Origin of the sequence: Massilia eurypsychrophila, from assembly GCF_002760655.1 — a bacterium.
GTDB lineage: Bacteria > Pseudomonadota > Gammaproteobacteria > Burkholderiales > Burkholderiaceae_D > JAFCUW01.
Map to the genome: position 1 here is coordinate 160,351 of NZ_PDOC01000007.1, position 13,532 is coordinate 173,882.

Annotated in this window: 14 protein-coding genes, 1 pseudogene and 1 riboswitch; of the genes and pseudogenes, 13 read left to right on the top strand and 2 right to left on the bottom strand. The window is 62.3% G+C overall.

Going from position 1 to position 13,532, the window contains the following annotated elements; all coding sequences use genetic code 11:
* Positions 1-21 precede the first annotated feature (21 nt).
* From CR105_RS13785 to CR105_RS13810, 6 genes are all read left to right on the top strand, one after another.
* Positions 22-666, top strand: a complete 645-nt coding sequence (locus CR105_RS13785; RefSeq protein WP_229413937.1) for a TetR family transcriptional regulator — start codon at positions 22-24, stop codon at positions 664-666.
* A 127-nt stretch (positions 667-793) separates the two neighbouring features.
* Positions 794-1,675, top strand: a complete 882-nt coding sequence (locus tag CR105_RS13790; protein WP_099789036.1) for a shikimate dehydrogenase — start codon at positions 794-796, stop codon at positions 1,673-1,675.
* Complete coding sequence (locus CR105_RS13795) at positions 1,672-2,547, top strand: VOC family protein (RefSeq protein ID WP_099789037.1); 876 nt, start codon at positions 1,672-1,674, stop codon at positions 2,545-2,547. The genes CR105_RS13790 and CR105_RS13795 overlap by 4 nt, the downstream gene beginning before the upstream one ends.
* Before the next feature lie 13 nt (positions 2,548-2,560).
* Positions 2,561-3,448 (top strand): sugar phosphate isomerase/epimerase family protein, encoded by an 888-nt coding sequence (locus tag CR105_RS13800; RefSeq protein ID WP_099789038.1) that lies wholly within the window; start codon positions 2,561-2,563, stop codon positions 3,446-3,448.
* A 61-nt stretch (positions 3,449-3,509) separates the two neighbouring features.
* Positions 3,510-4,811, top strand: coding sequence for an MFS transporter (locus tag CR105_RS13805; protein ID WP_099789039.1), 1,302 nt, complete (start codon positions 3,510-3,512; stop codon positions 4,809-4,811).
* Between the two features lie 15 nt (positions 4,812-4,826).
* Entirely contained in the window at positions 4,827-5,162 is a 336-nt protein-coding gene (locus CR105_RS13810; protein ID WP_099789040.1) for a hypothetical protein, read from the top strand.
* Between the two features lie 218 nt (positions 5,163-5,380).
* Here the strand turns inward: CR105_RS13810 and CR105_RS28340 are convergent, their stop codons facing one another.
* The gene (locus CR105_RS28340; RefSeq protein WP_180288188.1) at positions 5,381-5,548 is read right to left on the bottom strand and encodes a hypothetical protein; all 168 of its coding nucleotides are present in this window, start codon (positions 5,546-5,548) and stop codon (positions 5,381-5,383) included.
* Positions 5,549-5,824: 276 nt separating this feature from the next.
* Between CR105_RS28340 and CR105_RS13815 the strand changes: the two genes are divergently transcribed.
* The gene (locus tag CR105_RS13815; protein ID WP_099789041.1) at positions 5,825-6,472 is read left to right on the top strand and encodes a PEP-CTERM sorting domain-containing protein; all 648 of its coding nucleotides are present in this window, start codon (positions 5,825-5,827) and stop codon (positions 6,470-6,472) included.
* Positions 6,473-6,538: 66 nt separating this feature from the next.
* Here the strand turns inward: CR105_RS13815 and CR105_RS13820 are convergent, their stop codons facing one another.
* Positions 6,539-8,284, bottom strand: a complete 1,746-nt coding sequence (locus tag CR105_RS13820; protein WP_229413938.1) for a S8 family serine peptidase — start codon at positions 8,282-8,284, stop codon at positions 6,539-6,541.
* A gap of 142 nt (positions 8,285-8,426) precedes the next feature.
* Positions 8,427-8,515, bottom strand: a riboswitch (cyclic di-GMP riboswitch).
* A 938-nt stretch (positions 8,516-9,453) separates the two neighbouring features.
* Between CR105_RS13820 and CR105_RS29485 the strand changes: the two are divergent.
* The 6 genes and pseudogenes from CR105_RS29485 to CR105_RS13845 form a co-directional block, all read left to right on the top strand.
* Positions 9,454-9,795 (top strand): annotated as a pseudogene (locus tag CR105_RS29485) (S8 family serine peptidase); the annotation flags it as partial.
* Between the two features lie 92 nt (positions 9,796-9,887).
* A complete protein-coding gene (locus tag CR105_RS28660) occupies positions 9,888-10,025 on the top strand; it encodes a hypothetical protein (RefSeq protein WP_218968699.1) in 138 nt (45 codons plus the stop codon).
* Positions 10,019-10,282, top strand: coding sequence for an Ig-like domain-containing protein (locus tag CR105_RS27805; RefSeq protein WP_131021730.1), 264 nt, complete (start codon positions 10,019-10,021; stop codon positions 10,280-10,282). Before CR105_RS28660 ends, CR105_RS27805 begins: the two co-directional genes overlap by 7 nt.
* Before the next feature lie 552 nt (positions 10,283-10,834).
* Positions 10,835-11,251 carry a YsnF/AvaK domain-containing protein gene (locus CR105_RS13835; protein ID WP_180288189.1) on the top strand — a complete coding sequence of 139 codons (417 nt, stop codon included), beginning with the start codon at positions 10,835-10,837 and terminating at the stop codon, positions 11,249-11,251.
* A gap of 30 nt (positions 11,252-11,281) precedes the next feature.
* Entirely contained in the window at positions 11,282-12,427 is a 1,146-nt protein-coding gene (locus CR105_RS13840; RefSeq protein WP_099789043.1) for a YsnF/AvaK domain-containing protein, read from the top strand.
* Positions 12,428-12,540: 113 nt separating this feature from the next.
* On the top strand, positions 12,541-13,431 hold the full coding sequence (locus CR105_RS13845; RefSeq protein WP_099789044.1) for an alpha/beta fold hydrolase: 891 nt from the start codon (positions 12,541-12,543) through the stop codon (positions 13,429-13,431).
* The last annotated feature ends 101 nt before the right edge of the window (positions 13,432-13,532 follow it).

Consider the following 13,532-nt stretch of genomic DNA (forward strand, 5'->3'; position numbering starts at 1 on the left):
ACCGCTGCAAAGAAAACACCGGTGAAAAAAGCCAAGGCGCCGCGCGCCGAGGCCGCCGAGGAAGACGGCACCCGCGCCACCATCCTCAACGTCGCCATCCAGGAGTTTTCGCGCCATGGCCTGTCGGGGGCGCGCATCGACACGATCGCCGCCGAAACCGGCGCGAACAAGGGCATGATCTATTACTACTTCGGCGGCAAGGAAGGCCTGTACGTGGCCGCGCTGGAGGAGAGCTACCGCCGCTTTCGCCGCGTCGAGAGCGAGTTCCACCTCGACGACTTGCCGCCGGTGCCGGCGTTGCGCACCATCGTCGCCTCGACCTTCGACTACCACGCCCAGCATCCCGAGTTCATCCGCATGGTGATGACCGAGAACATCAATAACGGCGAGTACGTGCGCAAGATCGCCGAGCTGCAGCAGATCAACCGGCCGGCCATCGCGCTGCTTGACCGGCTGTGCAAGCGCGGCATCGCCGAAGGGGTGTTTCGCAGCGACCTCGATCCGGTCGACCTGCACATGTCGATCAGCGCGCTGTCGTTCTACAACGTGTCGAACCAGCATACCTTCAGCTTCATCTTCGGCCGCGACCTGACGGCGCCGGCAGTGCACTCGGCGCGCCGCGATTCGGTCGTCGACATGATCTTGCGCTTCGTGCGCGCGCCCTGACGCCGGCTTGAATCGCAAAGCGCGCCGGCGGCACCGATTTGGCTTGCGTTTAACTAAATAGTTAGTCTAGAATGATTTGCAAGGGATTCTCCTTTCACTGCAGCACCCATGACCTGATCGGTTCACCATGACGACACCTCGACAACGCATCCTGCTGGGCCTGATCGGCGCCGGCATCGGTCGTTCCCTCACACCGCCGATGCACGAGCAGGAGGGCGACGCCAACGGCCTGCGCTGCCTGTACCAGATCATCGACCTCGACGTGCTCGGCAAGACTGCCGACGACGTTCCGGCGCTGCTCGACGCGGCCGAGGCAATGGGGTTCTCGGGGCTGAACATCACCTATCCGGCCAAGCAGAAAATCATCCCGCTGTTAGATGACGTCAGCGACGAGGCGCGCGCCATCGACGCCGTCAACACCGTGGTGTTCAGGGACGGCAAACGGATTGGCCACAACACCGACTGGTCCGGCTTTGCCGAGGCGTTCCGCCGCAGCCTTCCCGGCGTGGCGCTGGGCCGCGTTGTGCAGCTGGGCGCCGGCGGTGCCGGCGCGGCCACCGCGCACGCGGCGCTGGCGATGGGGGTCGAAGAGTTGAGCGTGTTCGACGTCGACCAGGCTAGAGCCGCAGACCTGGCCGCGGCCTTGTGCGCGCGCTTCGGCGCTGGGCGCGCGAGCGCCGGCACCGACCTCGCCGCGGCGATGGCGCGCGCCGATGGCCTGATCCACGCCACGCCGACCGGCATGGCCAAGCATCCCGGCCTGCCGCTGCCGGCCGAACTGCTGCGTCCTTCGATGTGGGTGTCGGAGATTGTCTATTTCCCGCTGCAGACGGCGCTTCTGCAGGCGGCCGACGCGATCGGCTGCCGCACGATGAACGGCGGCGGCATGGCGGTATTTCAGGCGGTCCACGCCTTCGAACTGTTTACCGGCGTGGCGCCCGACAGCGCGCGCATGCTGGCCCATTTCGCCGCGCTGCAAGCGGCCCGCATCGAGGAGGAGAAGGCATGAAAACACAGGAAAACCATCCCGAGCCGAGCAACCCGCTGGGCATCGACGGCGTCGAATTCATCGAGTACGCGACGGCCGAGCCGCTGGCGCTGGGCGCCGTGCTCGAGACGATGGGCTTCGTTCAGGTCGGGCGGCACCGCTCGCGCGAGGTGGTGCTGTATCGCCAGGGCGACATGAACGTGGTGGTCAATGCCGATGCCGATTCGTGGTCGAGCACGGACGCCGAACATGGCGCCACCTCGCTGACGGCGATCGCGCTGCGGGTGCGCAATGCCGGCGAGGCCTACCAGCACGCGCTCGACCGCGGCGCCTGGGCGATTCCGACCCGCGCCGGCGCGATGGAGCTCAACATCCCCGGCGTGCACGGCGCCGGCGACTCGGTAATCTACTTCGTCGAGCGCTATCCGGACTTCTCGATCTACGACGTCGATTTCAAGCTGGCCGACGCGGCGCGCGCGCATCCGCCGGCGCTGGCCGGTCTGCACTTTTTCGGCGTGGTGCAGGCGATCCGGCGCGACCGCAGCGCCGAGTGGATCGATTTCTATCAACAGCTGATGAATTTCCAGCCGCTGCCAAGCGGCACCGGCTTCGGCATCCTGCCGCGCGGGACCATGCTGGCCAGCCCGTGCGGCAAATTCTGCCTGCAGCTGGTCGAGCCGCCGGAAGGCACCGACGACGTCCACTGGGACGAAGAACTGATCCGGGTCGGCTTCGGCACGCCGGACGTGGCGTCGGCGATGGCGCTGCTGGCCGAGCGCGGCGTGACGTTCGTCGACCGCCCGCCGGTGCAGCCGAGCGAGAAGGGCGCGCTGACGCAGATGTTCCGCGGCAGCGTGAACTTCGAGCTGGTGGCCAGTCCGGCCTTGAACTGACAGGAAGGGCGCCATGAACCTGTCAAACTTCGGGATGGACACCGTCACCCTGGCCGGCACGCTGGAAGCGAAACTCGACGCCTCGCGCGTGGCCGGCTTTTCGCAGCTGATGTTGTGGGCCAAGGACCTGGTCAATTATCCGGGCGGCCTCGATGCGGCGGTGCAGCTGGTGCGCCGCAGCGGCGTGCGCGTCACCGGCATCCAGGTGATGCGCGACTATGAAGGCCTGTCCGGCACCCTGCACGACTACAAGGTCGATGTCGCCAAGAGCATGATGGAAATTTGCCGCGCGGTCGGCTCGCCCTTGCTGATGGTGTGTTCGTCCACGTCCAAGCACGCCAGCGGCGAGCCGGCAAAAATCGCGCGCGACCTGGCCAAGCTGGCTACGCTGGGCGTGCCGCTGAACGTCAAGGTCGGCTTCGAGGCGCTGTCGTGGGGGCGTAACATCAGCGAATACCAGCAGGCGTGGGAAGTGGTCGAAATGGCCGACCATTCCAACCTCGGCATCGTGATCGATTCGTTCCACATGCTGGCCAACGGCGCCGAACTCGATAGCCTCGGGCAGATCCCCGGCAGTAAAATCGCCATGGTGCAGCTGTCGGACTTCATGTGGCGCGAGATCCGTTCGTCGGAGGAGCGCATCGAGACGGCGCGCCACCTGCGCGTATTTCCCGGCGAAGGCGAACATTCGGCCGAGCTGTCGGCGCTGGTGCGCTCGATCGACCGCGCCGGCTACCGCGGCGATTACAGCTTCGAGGTGTTCAACGACGACTTCCTGCAAATGGCGCCGGAGCTGGTGGCGCTGCGCGCGCGCCGCTCGGCCAAGTGGGTGACCGACCAGGTGCTGCGGCGCAGCCTGCAGATCCGCGCGCCGGCGCGCGCAGTGCAGATGTCTTCATAGCCGCAAAATTCGCCGGCACCGGGATAACCCGGGCGGGCGCCATAATAATAGTGGAGACAACATGAATTTATCGAGTAACCCGGCCAGCGCGCTGCTGGGCGCAAACACCGGCAGGGGCAGGGTACGCTGGGGCATGCTGGCGCTGGTGTTCTTCGCCACCACCCTCAACTACATCGACCGCGCCGCGCTCGGCATCTTGCAGCCGGTGCTGGCCAAGACGATGCAGTGGACGGCGCAGGACTACGCCAACATCAATTTCTGGTTCCAGGTCGGCTACGCGATCGGCTATGTCGCGCAGGGCCGCTTCATGGACGCCGTCGGCGTCAAGCGCGGCTTCGCGCTGGCGGTGCTGGTGTGGAGCATCGCCGCCGCGGCGCACGGCTTTGCATCTAGCGTGTTCGGCTTCATGATCTGCCGCTTCATGCTCGGATTGTCCGAGGCCGGCAACTACCCGGCCTGCATCAAGACCACGCGCCTGTGGTTCCCGGTCGGCGAGCGCGGCGTCGCGGTCGGCATCTTCAACGCCGGCACCAACGTAGGCGCCATGGTCACGCCGATGCTGGTGCCGTTTGTGCTGGCGGTGTGGGGCTGGCAGCAGGTGTTCTGGGTGATCGGCGGCGCCGGCGCGGTGTGGCTGTTTTTCTGGTGGCGCAACTACCACGATCCGGACCAGCATCCAACTGTCAGCAAGGCCGAGCTGGCGCACATCCAGGGCGCGGCCGAACCGGCCGGCGAGAAGATCGCGTTTCGCGACGTGATCCGCATGCGCGCAACCTGGACCTTCGCGATCGGCCACATGCTGACGGCGCCGGTGTTCTGGTTTTACCTGTACTGGCTGCCGCCTTACCTGAACCAGCAGTACCAGCTCGGCATCAGCATCACCCAGCTTGGCGCGCCGCTGATCGTCATCTACCTGATGGCCGATATCGGCAGCATCGCCGGCGGCGGCTTGTCCTCCTGGCTGATCGTACGCGGCATGCGCGCCATCCCGGCGCGGCTGGTGACGATGCTGCTGTGCGGCCTGTGCATCGCGCCGATCATGTTCGTCTCGTCGGCCAAGGGGCTGTGGATGGCGGTAGCCTACATCTCGGTGGCGATCGCCGCGCACCAGGCGTGGACGGCCAACATCTGGAGCCTGGCGATGGACATGGCGCCGAAGAACGCGGTGGCGTCGATGTTCGGTATCGGCGGCACCTGTTCGGCCATCGGCGGCATGTTCATGACGCAGATCGTCGGCTTCGTGCTGACCCGCAGCGACAACAACTACACGCTGCTGTTTACGATGATCCCGGCCACCTACTTCATCGCACTGGTGTGGATCTGGCTGATGCACCCGCGGGCGGCAAAGCCGGCCAGCGCGTGAACGGTCGGAGCGATCATGAGACCGTCTTCACTGCTGCGCATCGAACGGCTCGATGCGCTGATCGCCGAACTGTCGGTACGCGGCCTGGGTAACTTCGCAGTCGTCGATTTTCTAGACTGTTCGGCCTCTTCGGCGCGCAACTACCTGCTCGAGCTGCGCGATGCCGGCGTTGTCGTGCCAGTTCCGGGAAGCGCGCCGGAGTGCGCCGACAAGACCGTCTATCGCCTCTCCGGCGACCATTTGCTGGTCGACGGGTTCAAGGTGGTGCTGGCGCGCGCGCGCGGCGGCCCCTGCGCCATGCCGATGCGCGATCCGCTGGTGGCCGCCCTGTTCGGCGGGGCGCGGCAGTAAAGCATCGACGCGAAAAAGCGCCTGGCGGAACGCCCGGCAGGCGCCGTTTACCTGTGAACTGTTGCTGCCGTAGGAGATGCCGTTTTCAGCCGGTGCGGTGACGTTGAAAAACGCCAGCAACGGCACGTTTTGAGCGTTGAATACCATGGCCAACATAGGCGGAAGCGCCGTGCAACGCACCGCTGACGGTCGGATTGACCGAATTAACGCCGCAATCTTCAAACAGTACGGTTGCGCACACGTTCGAAGCTGACGTGGTCGGCGTTAGCGTGCCGTTGAAAAAATCTGGCGTCCGAAAAGTTAATGCTGACTTGACCTGTCATGGCCGTTGAATGTGCCAGAGCTTCACCGGCAATCATGGTAATAAGGCCATGTTTCAGTTTCATTATTTTTCCCGTGTTTGGTTTGATGACAGTTTTCAAGCATACATCGTGCCTAACAAGATAAACCGATAAAACGGGGCACTTACCATAGGTCGACAAACATGCCAAATATTAATCCTTGTCGATAAATTTTACAGAATGTCGTCTGAAACCTTTTTCGAAAAATAAACATTGAAAAAAATCATAGCGTTGCATGCAATGGCACAATTAATGCTTGGATAAATACACCATGGACGAAAAAGACGGCATGGAAAAATCGAAACTTTCTTGAAAGGGAAGATGATGAAACAACTAGGGATGCACCATACCAACACAAAAACCAAATCATTAACGATCGCCGTCGTGTTGGCGACCGTATTCGGATTCGGGTCTGCGCATGCAGCCCTGATGAACTGTCCAGCTTCATTTGTCACGGACGCGACGGCCAAGGTCGAAAATGCGGCCGGAACCAACACGGCGGCGAGTGCTTGTCAATATCTCACCCCAGCGGATCCTAGTAACGTGGCATCGATTTCCAACATCAATGCAGCTGGCTTCTTCGGTTCTACTAACTGGACCCTGAATACGGGGAATCTTCAGGTCGAGCCCACCAACGGTGAGTTAGGGACGTGGGCAATTACAACAGCCAATTTTGCCCTGAACGATTACATTATTGTTTTTAAGGATGGCCAGGACACCAACCTGGTTGCATTCCTTTTCAACGAGCTGTTCACGAGCGGCGTATGGTCGACGCCGTTTACGAATCCACCGTTCGACGTGAGAAATCCAAAGGATGTTTCACACTTCACGATTGCTCAGCGTCCTGGGGAAATTCCATGCACGGTCAACTGCGACCCGCAGGAAGTGCCGGAACCAGGCAACGTCGCGCTGTTTAGCATCGGCATCCTGGGAGCTGCTGCGGCACTGCGCCGGCGGCGCCAGAAATAACTCAGGCATGCATTAAAAATGCCGGTCAGCTTGTGAGCTGACCGGCATTTTTTTCGGCGAACCGTTTTAGCGATTGACCTGGACGGTCTTGCCCGATGCGTTGCCTGCCGCGTCGCTTGCGACCGCCTGGATCGTATGCGTGCCACGCGAAGCCTTGCGCGCATTCCAGTTGTAGGATAGCGAAGCATTGCCGGTCGCAACCAGGGCGCCGTCGATGTACAGGCGGACCGAGGTGACCGCGACGTTATCGCTGGCGCTGACGCTGATGCCGACGTTGCCGTTCACGGTTGCACCTGCTGCAGGATTAGCGATAGTGACGGAGGGAGCGACGGTATCGGCGGTGACCGTGTTAGCCACTGTGACATTGACCGTGCTCGACGACGAGTTGCCGGCTGCGTCGTACGCCTTGGCGACCAGCGAGGTTACGCCATCGGCACGCGAGGTGGTGTCCCAGCTGAAGCTATAAGGCGAGGCGGGTTCGGTGCCCACCAGGGCGCCGCCGGCGTACAGTTCGACGCGGGTCACGCCCACGTTGTCAGCGGCGCTGGCGTTCACGACCACAATGCCCTTGACGGTGCTGCCCGGTGCGCTGACCGACACGGTCGGCGCCTGGAAATCGGTCGTTACGCTGCCACGCGCAGCGGCCACGGCGCGCGCCGCGTTGATGCGGCCGGCGCCGGAGTAATCGTCGCGGCCGGCCACGCCGATGTCGTCGGCGCTCGAGGCAAGGATGCTGTCGACTTGTGAAGGTTGCAGTGCAGGATTGGCGGACAGCATCAGGGCCACCACGCTTGCCGTCAGCGGGCTGGAGAACGAAGTGCCGTTGACGGCGCCGTAGCCACCGCCGGCGGTGGTGGTATAGATGCCCTCGCCAGGTGCCGCAACGTCGACGGCCGGGCCGTACGCCGACCAGCTTGGACGCCCGTCGGCGGAGTTGGTCGCTGCGACGGTGATGATGTCCAAGGTGTTGGCACTGCCGTCGTAGGCGCCGGTGTTGCCGGCTGAAGCGACTACCAGGCCGCCCCTGCTGCGCATGTACTGCGCTGCAGTATGCACCGCTGCCACGTTGGAAACGATATAGCTGATGTTGGCAACGCGCGCGCCGTTGTCGGCGGCGAAGGTGATGGCGTTGGTAACGGTGCTGTAGTACGAAATGCCGCCCGACGCGTTGGCAATACGTAGTGGCATGATTTTGGCGTTCCACGCGCCGCCGGTTACACCGGCCGCGTTGTTGCCGATTGCTGCCGCCACGCCCGCAACCTTAGTGCCGTGGCCGTTGATGTCGGTGGTGTTGTTATTGTTGTCGAAGAAGTTCCAGCCCGGGACCATGCGTGCAGCCAGGTCGGGATGGGTGCTGTCGACACCACCGTCCAGAATGGCGATGGTGATACCCGCGCCGGTGGCGGTGTCCCATGCCACCGATGCGCCGATTTTCGGCAGGTGCCAAGCGCTGGCGTAATAGGTGTCAGAAGGCGTCATTTGCGGCGGCAGTTCGCCGTCGAGTTCGACGAACTTGATGTGCGGATTGCGCTCAAGCGCCTGCAGCAAGGCCGTCTCGCGGCCGGCAGGCACGTCGACGAGATACATATTCACACCCCTCATCTTGCGCGCGCCCTGGGCGCCGTGAGTCTTGATGATCTTGTTGAACTCGGCAACCGGCAGGCCCGCGCGCGGCGCCACCAGGATGCGGCCGGCGGCGAAGCGCTCAGGCTTTGCGGCATGGGCCGTCGCTGGAACCATGGAAGCGGCGGTGGCGGCAAAGGCGGTGGCCAGGGCGAGGCGTGCTGGGGAGAAACGGAAGAAGTGGTGCATGGTGAGTCCTTAGTTCGAATGAGTTTCGGAACAGGACGACTGGAGGACGCTGCATGAGGAGGCACCTTGATGGAGGATGCTCATCCGTTTGGTGACAAAATTCCATGCTCCGTCACGCGGCGATGTGCGCTCAGGTTGCGATTCTGGCAGTCCTGCCGTCGTGGGGCCGATGGGCCCGTTAGACCGATGACTTTGCGTCGCCTGCTTTCGCAGGCTTTGCGTTTTACAGATTGCTTGGATGCAATGCTAACGCGAAATATTCCTAGAAACAATTGAATCGACAAGAATGTTTGCGATTTTCGGCACATTGTTCGCAACGAGATGCCGCGCAACAACAAACTTCGCCTTTATTAACTTAATTTCTACCGGAATTGGATACAAGAAAGGTTTCTTTATTCTTAAATATATTGACGATCTGGCTAGCTATTAGCTGTCCGCTATTCTGTTTGTATAATCAATAGCCAGTCAGTATCGGAAACTAAAAAATTTTAAAAATAGTTCAGGTCATGCGCACTTTGGCGGCAGCAACACCGTGTTGACGCGGTCGCGGTCGCGGTCGCGATCGCGATCAAACGTCAACGCAGCCGATAACGTGGGCGTCGCGCGCGGCAAGCTCAATGGAACGGTACTTTGGTTGCCAATTGTGCATATTACCCGCACCGATACAAGAGAAAATGTTCACTGAAAACAATGCATGTACGTGTTGTTTGTTAAATCCCCGTCGTCTTAGATGACGGCATTAGTAACAATTTGTTAGGGGTGGTCAGTCTCGGTTATCGCATTACCCCGGTTGCGGCTGCCTATTATTGTTCATTGTTAATATCACGATAAGGGGAAACCTGGAAAGAACGGAAATCGCGTTCTCCGAAAATATCGTTTTGCCTATAAACGTTTGTAGGATGCCAGACGATGTTGGCGATGATTAATATAACGGTTATCAAGAGAAGCTCTTAAATATGTGCGGAAACATCAGTATGCCTGCGGCCGCATTCTGACTACCTGAAATCGAAGGGCGGCCTGGTGTTCGTTTCGGCCGGTAACTCCGGCACCGATCAAGCCGCCTCCGTGACGAACTTGATGATCGTCGTCTCCGCCACCGATTCGTACGATGCCAAGGCCGGTTTCTCAGCTTCGGCGCTTTCGTCCACCTGTCGGCGCCGGGCGCCGGCATCTGGACCACATCGCGCGGCGGTGCTTACCAGGCCTGGAACGGCACCTCGTTTTCGAGCCCGCTGGCCGCCGGCGTTGCCGCCGTGATGATGGCGGCCAACCCGGCGCTCGACGGCGCCAGGATCGAGCATCTGCTGTATTCGACCTCGGTCGACCTCGGCGCCGCCGGCCCCGATCCCGTGTTCGGCTTTGGCTGCGTCGATGCCGGCGCCGCCGTGCTCGCCGCCGCCGCCATGGTGGTGGTGGCCGATACCCGGGCGCCATCGGTAGCGATCAACGCGCCGCTGGGCAGCAGCTCGGTGTCCGGCCTGGTCGCCGTCCAGGCCAGCGCGGTCGACAATGGCGGCGTGGCGCGGGGCGACCTGGCGGTCAACGGCACCACGGTGCCAGCAATGCCAACGCGCCTTATGACTTCAGCTGGAATTCGGCCGGCGTGGCAAACGGCATGGCCTACCTGGTGGCAGTGGCGTATGACGCCGCCGGCAACAAGGGCCAGTCGGCCACGGTCGCCGTCAACGTCGCCAACGCCGTCGTGCCGGTAGGGGGGGCGATACGATCGCGCCGGTGGTAACGATCAATAACCCGGTCGGCGGCGCTGTCTCCGGCACCGTGTCGATCAGCGTCAGCGCTTCGGACAATGGCGGCGCAGCCGGCATCACCCAGATGCCGTACATCGACGGCAAGCTGGTTGCCAAAGGCAGCGGCGGCACCCTGTCGTACAACTGGAACTCGCGCAAGGCCAGTTCCGGCGCGCACTCGATCCAGGCTGTTGCGACCGATCGCGCCGGCAATTCCCGCACCGCCAGCGTCAGCGTGACGACGCGCTGACCTCGGTCTGGCTCGCTCGCTTGAGCGACGCAGTAGCACAGCGAAGCCGCCTCAAGGGCGGCTTCGCCATTTCCGGCCTGAGCGCGGTGCCGGAGCCCGAGGTTGCGGTTGGCCGGCACGGCGATGTCGATCAGCTTTGGCTTCGGCAGGTTCAGCGCGGCCATCAGTCGGGTCAGAGTCGGGTGGGGTCAGTGCCGACATTCGGACACAAGCCCATCCTTCACGACGCACCTACAGCAGAGGCCGTGTCCGGATGTCGGCACTGACCCCGGAGTGTGGACCCCGGAGTGTTCGACCCCGGAGTGTTCAAGGGCGCCGTCATCTCGCATCACCAGACCGCTGAGCTGATGCCGGGACGCGGATTCGTTGTAGCCTGAGCTTGGCTCAAAAAAGTCCATTGGAAACTTGATTTCCGCATTTCAATGTAGCGCGGAAATCGAAAATTCTCTCTTCCGTTCATATCAATTGAATGGATTCAACAGTGTGGGGTCAGCCTGGATTTTGGGCTACGCTTGCGTGTCGATTTATCAGTTTTTCCCGAGGATCAATTGAATGACCAGTGACGCAAAGCAGCCCGCGGTGGAAGGCGACCTGACAATTCCATTGCATCAGGAACAGGTCGACGTTTCCATTCGTACTGTCGATACCGGCCGCGGTGTGCGTGTCACGACATCGGTGAGCGAGCACCCGTTCGAAGTCGATGAAACCTTGCATCACGACGACGTCGAGATCAGCCATGTCGCGGTCGGCCAGTTCGTCACCGGCACCGACGTGCCGGCGCCGCGCTACGAGGGCGACACCTACATCATCCCGATCATCGAAGAGGTGCTGGTGGTGGAACGGCGCTTGCGCATCAAGGAAGAAGTTCACATTACCAAGGTCAAGCGCGAAGACCGGCATACCGAAACCGTGTTTTTGAAAGCGGAACAAGTGCGCGTCGAGCGGTTCGACGACGCATCTGACACCTGATCACTTTGAATGAACCATTGGAGGCTTACCATGCAACACACTCTCGTAGCCGTTTTTGATAACCGTACCGATGCCCAGTCTGCGATGGATGAGTTGCTGGCATCTGGCTTTTCGCGCCAGGAAGTGCGCCTGAGCGAAGGCACCACCGCCGGCACCACCGGCACCACCGACACGCTCGGTACTACCGGCACCACCGGCAGCACGGCGTCGAGCGACGACGGTTCGTTCACCGGCAGCATCAAGCACTTCTTCAGCGACCTGTTCGGTTCCGACGACGATACGCCGGCCAACAAGTACTCCGAAGCGGTCACCCGCGGCAGCCATGTGCTGACCGTGGTCACCGCCAGCGAGCCGGAAGTCGAGCGCGCGGCCGACCTGATCGAGCGCTTCGGCCCGGTCGACATCGACGAGAAGGCCTCGCAGTGGGGTGGCGCGGCGTCCACCGGCCAGGCACAGTACTCCGGCGCCGGCGCCCAGCAGTCGGCGCTGTTGTCGGCGCAAAATACGCAAGGCATGCAGCAAGGCACGCAGCAGACGATGCAGCAGGGTTCGCAGCAGCTCGCCACCGGCGAGAGCGCCGCGATCCCGATCATCCAGGAAGAGCTGCAGGTCGGCAAGCGCGAAGTGCAGCGCGGCGGCGTGCGGGTGTTCCAGCGCATGGTCGAGACGCCCGTTAGCGAAACGGTCAACCTGCGCGAAGAGCATGTCCACGTCGAGCGCCGTCCGGTAGACCAGCCGGCCAGCAGCGCCGACCTGGCCGGGTTCCAGGAAAAATCGATCGAGCTGCGCGAAACGGCCGAGGAGGTGGTCGTCCAAAAGTCGGCCCGCATCGTCGAGGAAGTGGTGATCGGCAAGGAAGTGACCAGCCACCAGGAGCAGGTCTCCGACACGGTGCGCCACACCGAGGTCGACGTCCAGCAGCTCGGCGGGCAGGAGAACGACCTCTACTACCGCAACCACTTCGACACCAATTACGCCACTGGGGGCGGACGCTACGAGGATTACGCGCCGGCCTATGGCTACGGCTCGACGATGGCCAGCAGCCAGTACCGCGGCCGCTCGTGGGACGAGGTGGAGCCGAACCTGCGCAGCGACTGGGAAACCCGCAACCCCGGCTCGACCTGGGATAAAATGAAGTCCGCCGTACGTCACGGTTGGGACCGCGTTACTTCCTGATGCGGTCCTGATGCGCTGCTGCTGCCGCGGCTTGACGGCCGCGGCAGTATGATGTCGACACCGGCACGCCATTGGGGCGCTGCGGTTGTTCGGCGTTGACGACAGGGGAATACATGTTCGATGGTTTCGACAGTGGCACGGCAATCGTCGATGGCATCGCCATCCGCTATGTCAGGGGCGGCTCCGGCCCGCCACTGCTGCTGCTGCACGGGCATCCGCAAACCCATGTCATCTGGCACAAGGTGAGCGCGCAGCTGGCGCGCCACTTCACCGTGGTGGCCGCCGACCTGCGCGGCTACGGCGACAGCGACAAGCCGGCCGGACTGGACGACCATGGCAACTACGCAAAACGCGTGATGGCCAACGACCAGGTCGGCCTGATGGCCCAGCTCGGCTTCGAGCGCTTTGCCGTGATGGCGCACGACCGCGGCGCGCGGGTGGCGTACCGGATGGCGCTGGACCATCCGCAGCGCGTGACCAGGCTTGTCACGCTCGACATTGCCCCCACCCTGGCGATGTACGAGAACACCACGCTTCAATTCGCGACCGCGTATTACCACTGGTTCTTCCTGATCCGCCCGGCGCCGTTTCCCGAAACGTTGATCAATGCCAGCCCGGACGCTTACCTGAAGTATCACATGGGCTCGCGCAACGCTGGCCTGGCGCCGTTTACCGAAGCGGCGCTGGCCGAGTATCTGCGCTGCATCCGCGATCCGGCCACCGTGCACGGCATCTGCGAGGACTACCGCGCCAGCGCCGGCATCGACCTGGCGCACGAGCGCGACGATATTGCCGCCGGCAGGAAGATCGAGTGCGAGCTGCTGGTCTTGTGGGGCGCCGACGGCACCATCGCCAAATGCTCCGATCCACTCAAGGAGTTTGGCAAAATCGCGCGCAAGGTCAGCGGCAAGGCGCTGCCGTGCGGCCACTATATTCCGGAAGAGGCGCCACAGCAGCTGCTCGACGAAGCGTTGCCGTTCCTGGTGGGCGCGCGCGAGGTGTAATATCACGTCACACTGTGCCTGGTCAAAAACGACGGATATTAACGTCGGGCAATTCAATTGACAGTTGTCCGAGGCACCACTTATGTCAAACTAGTATATGG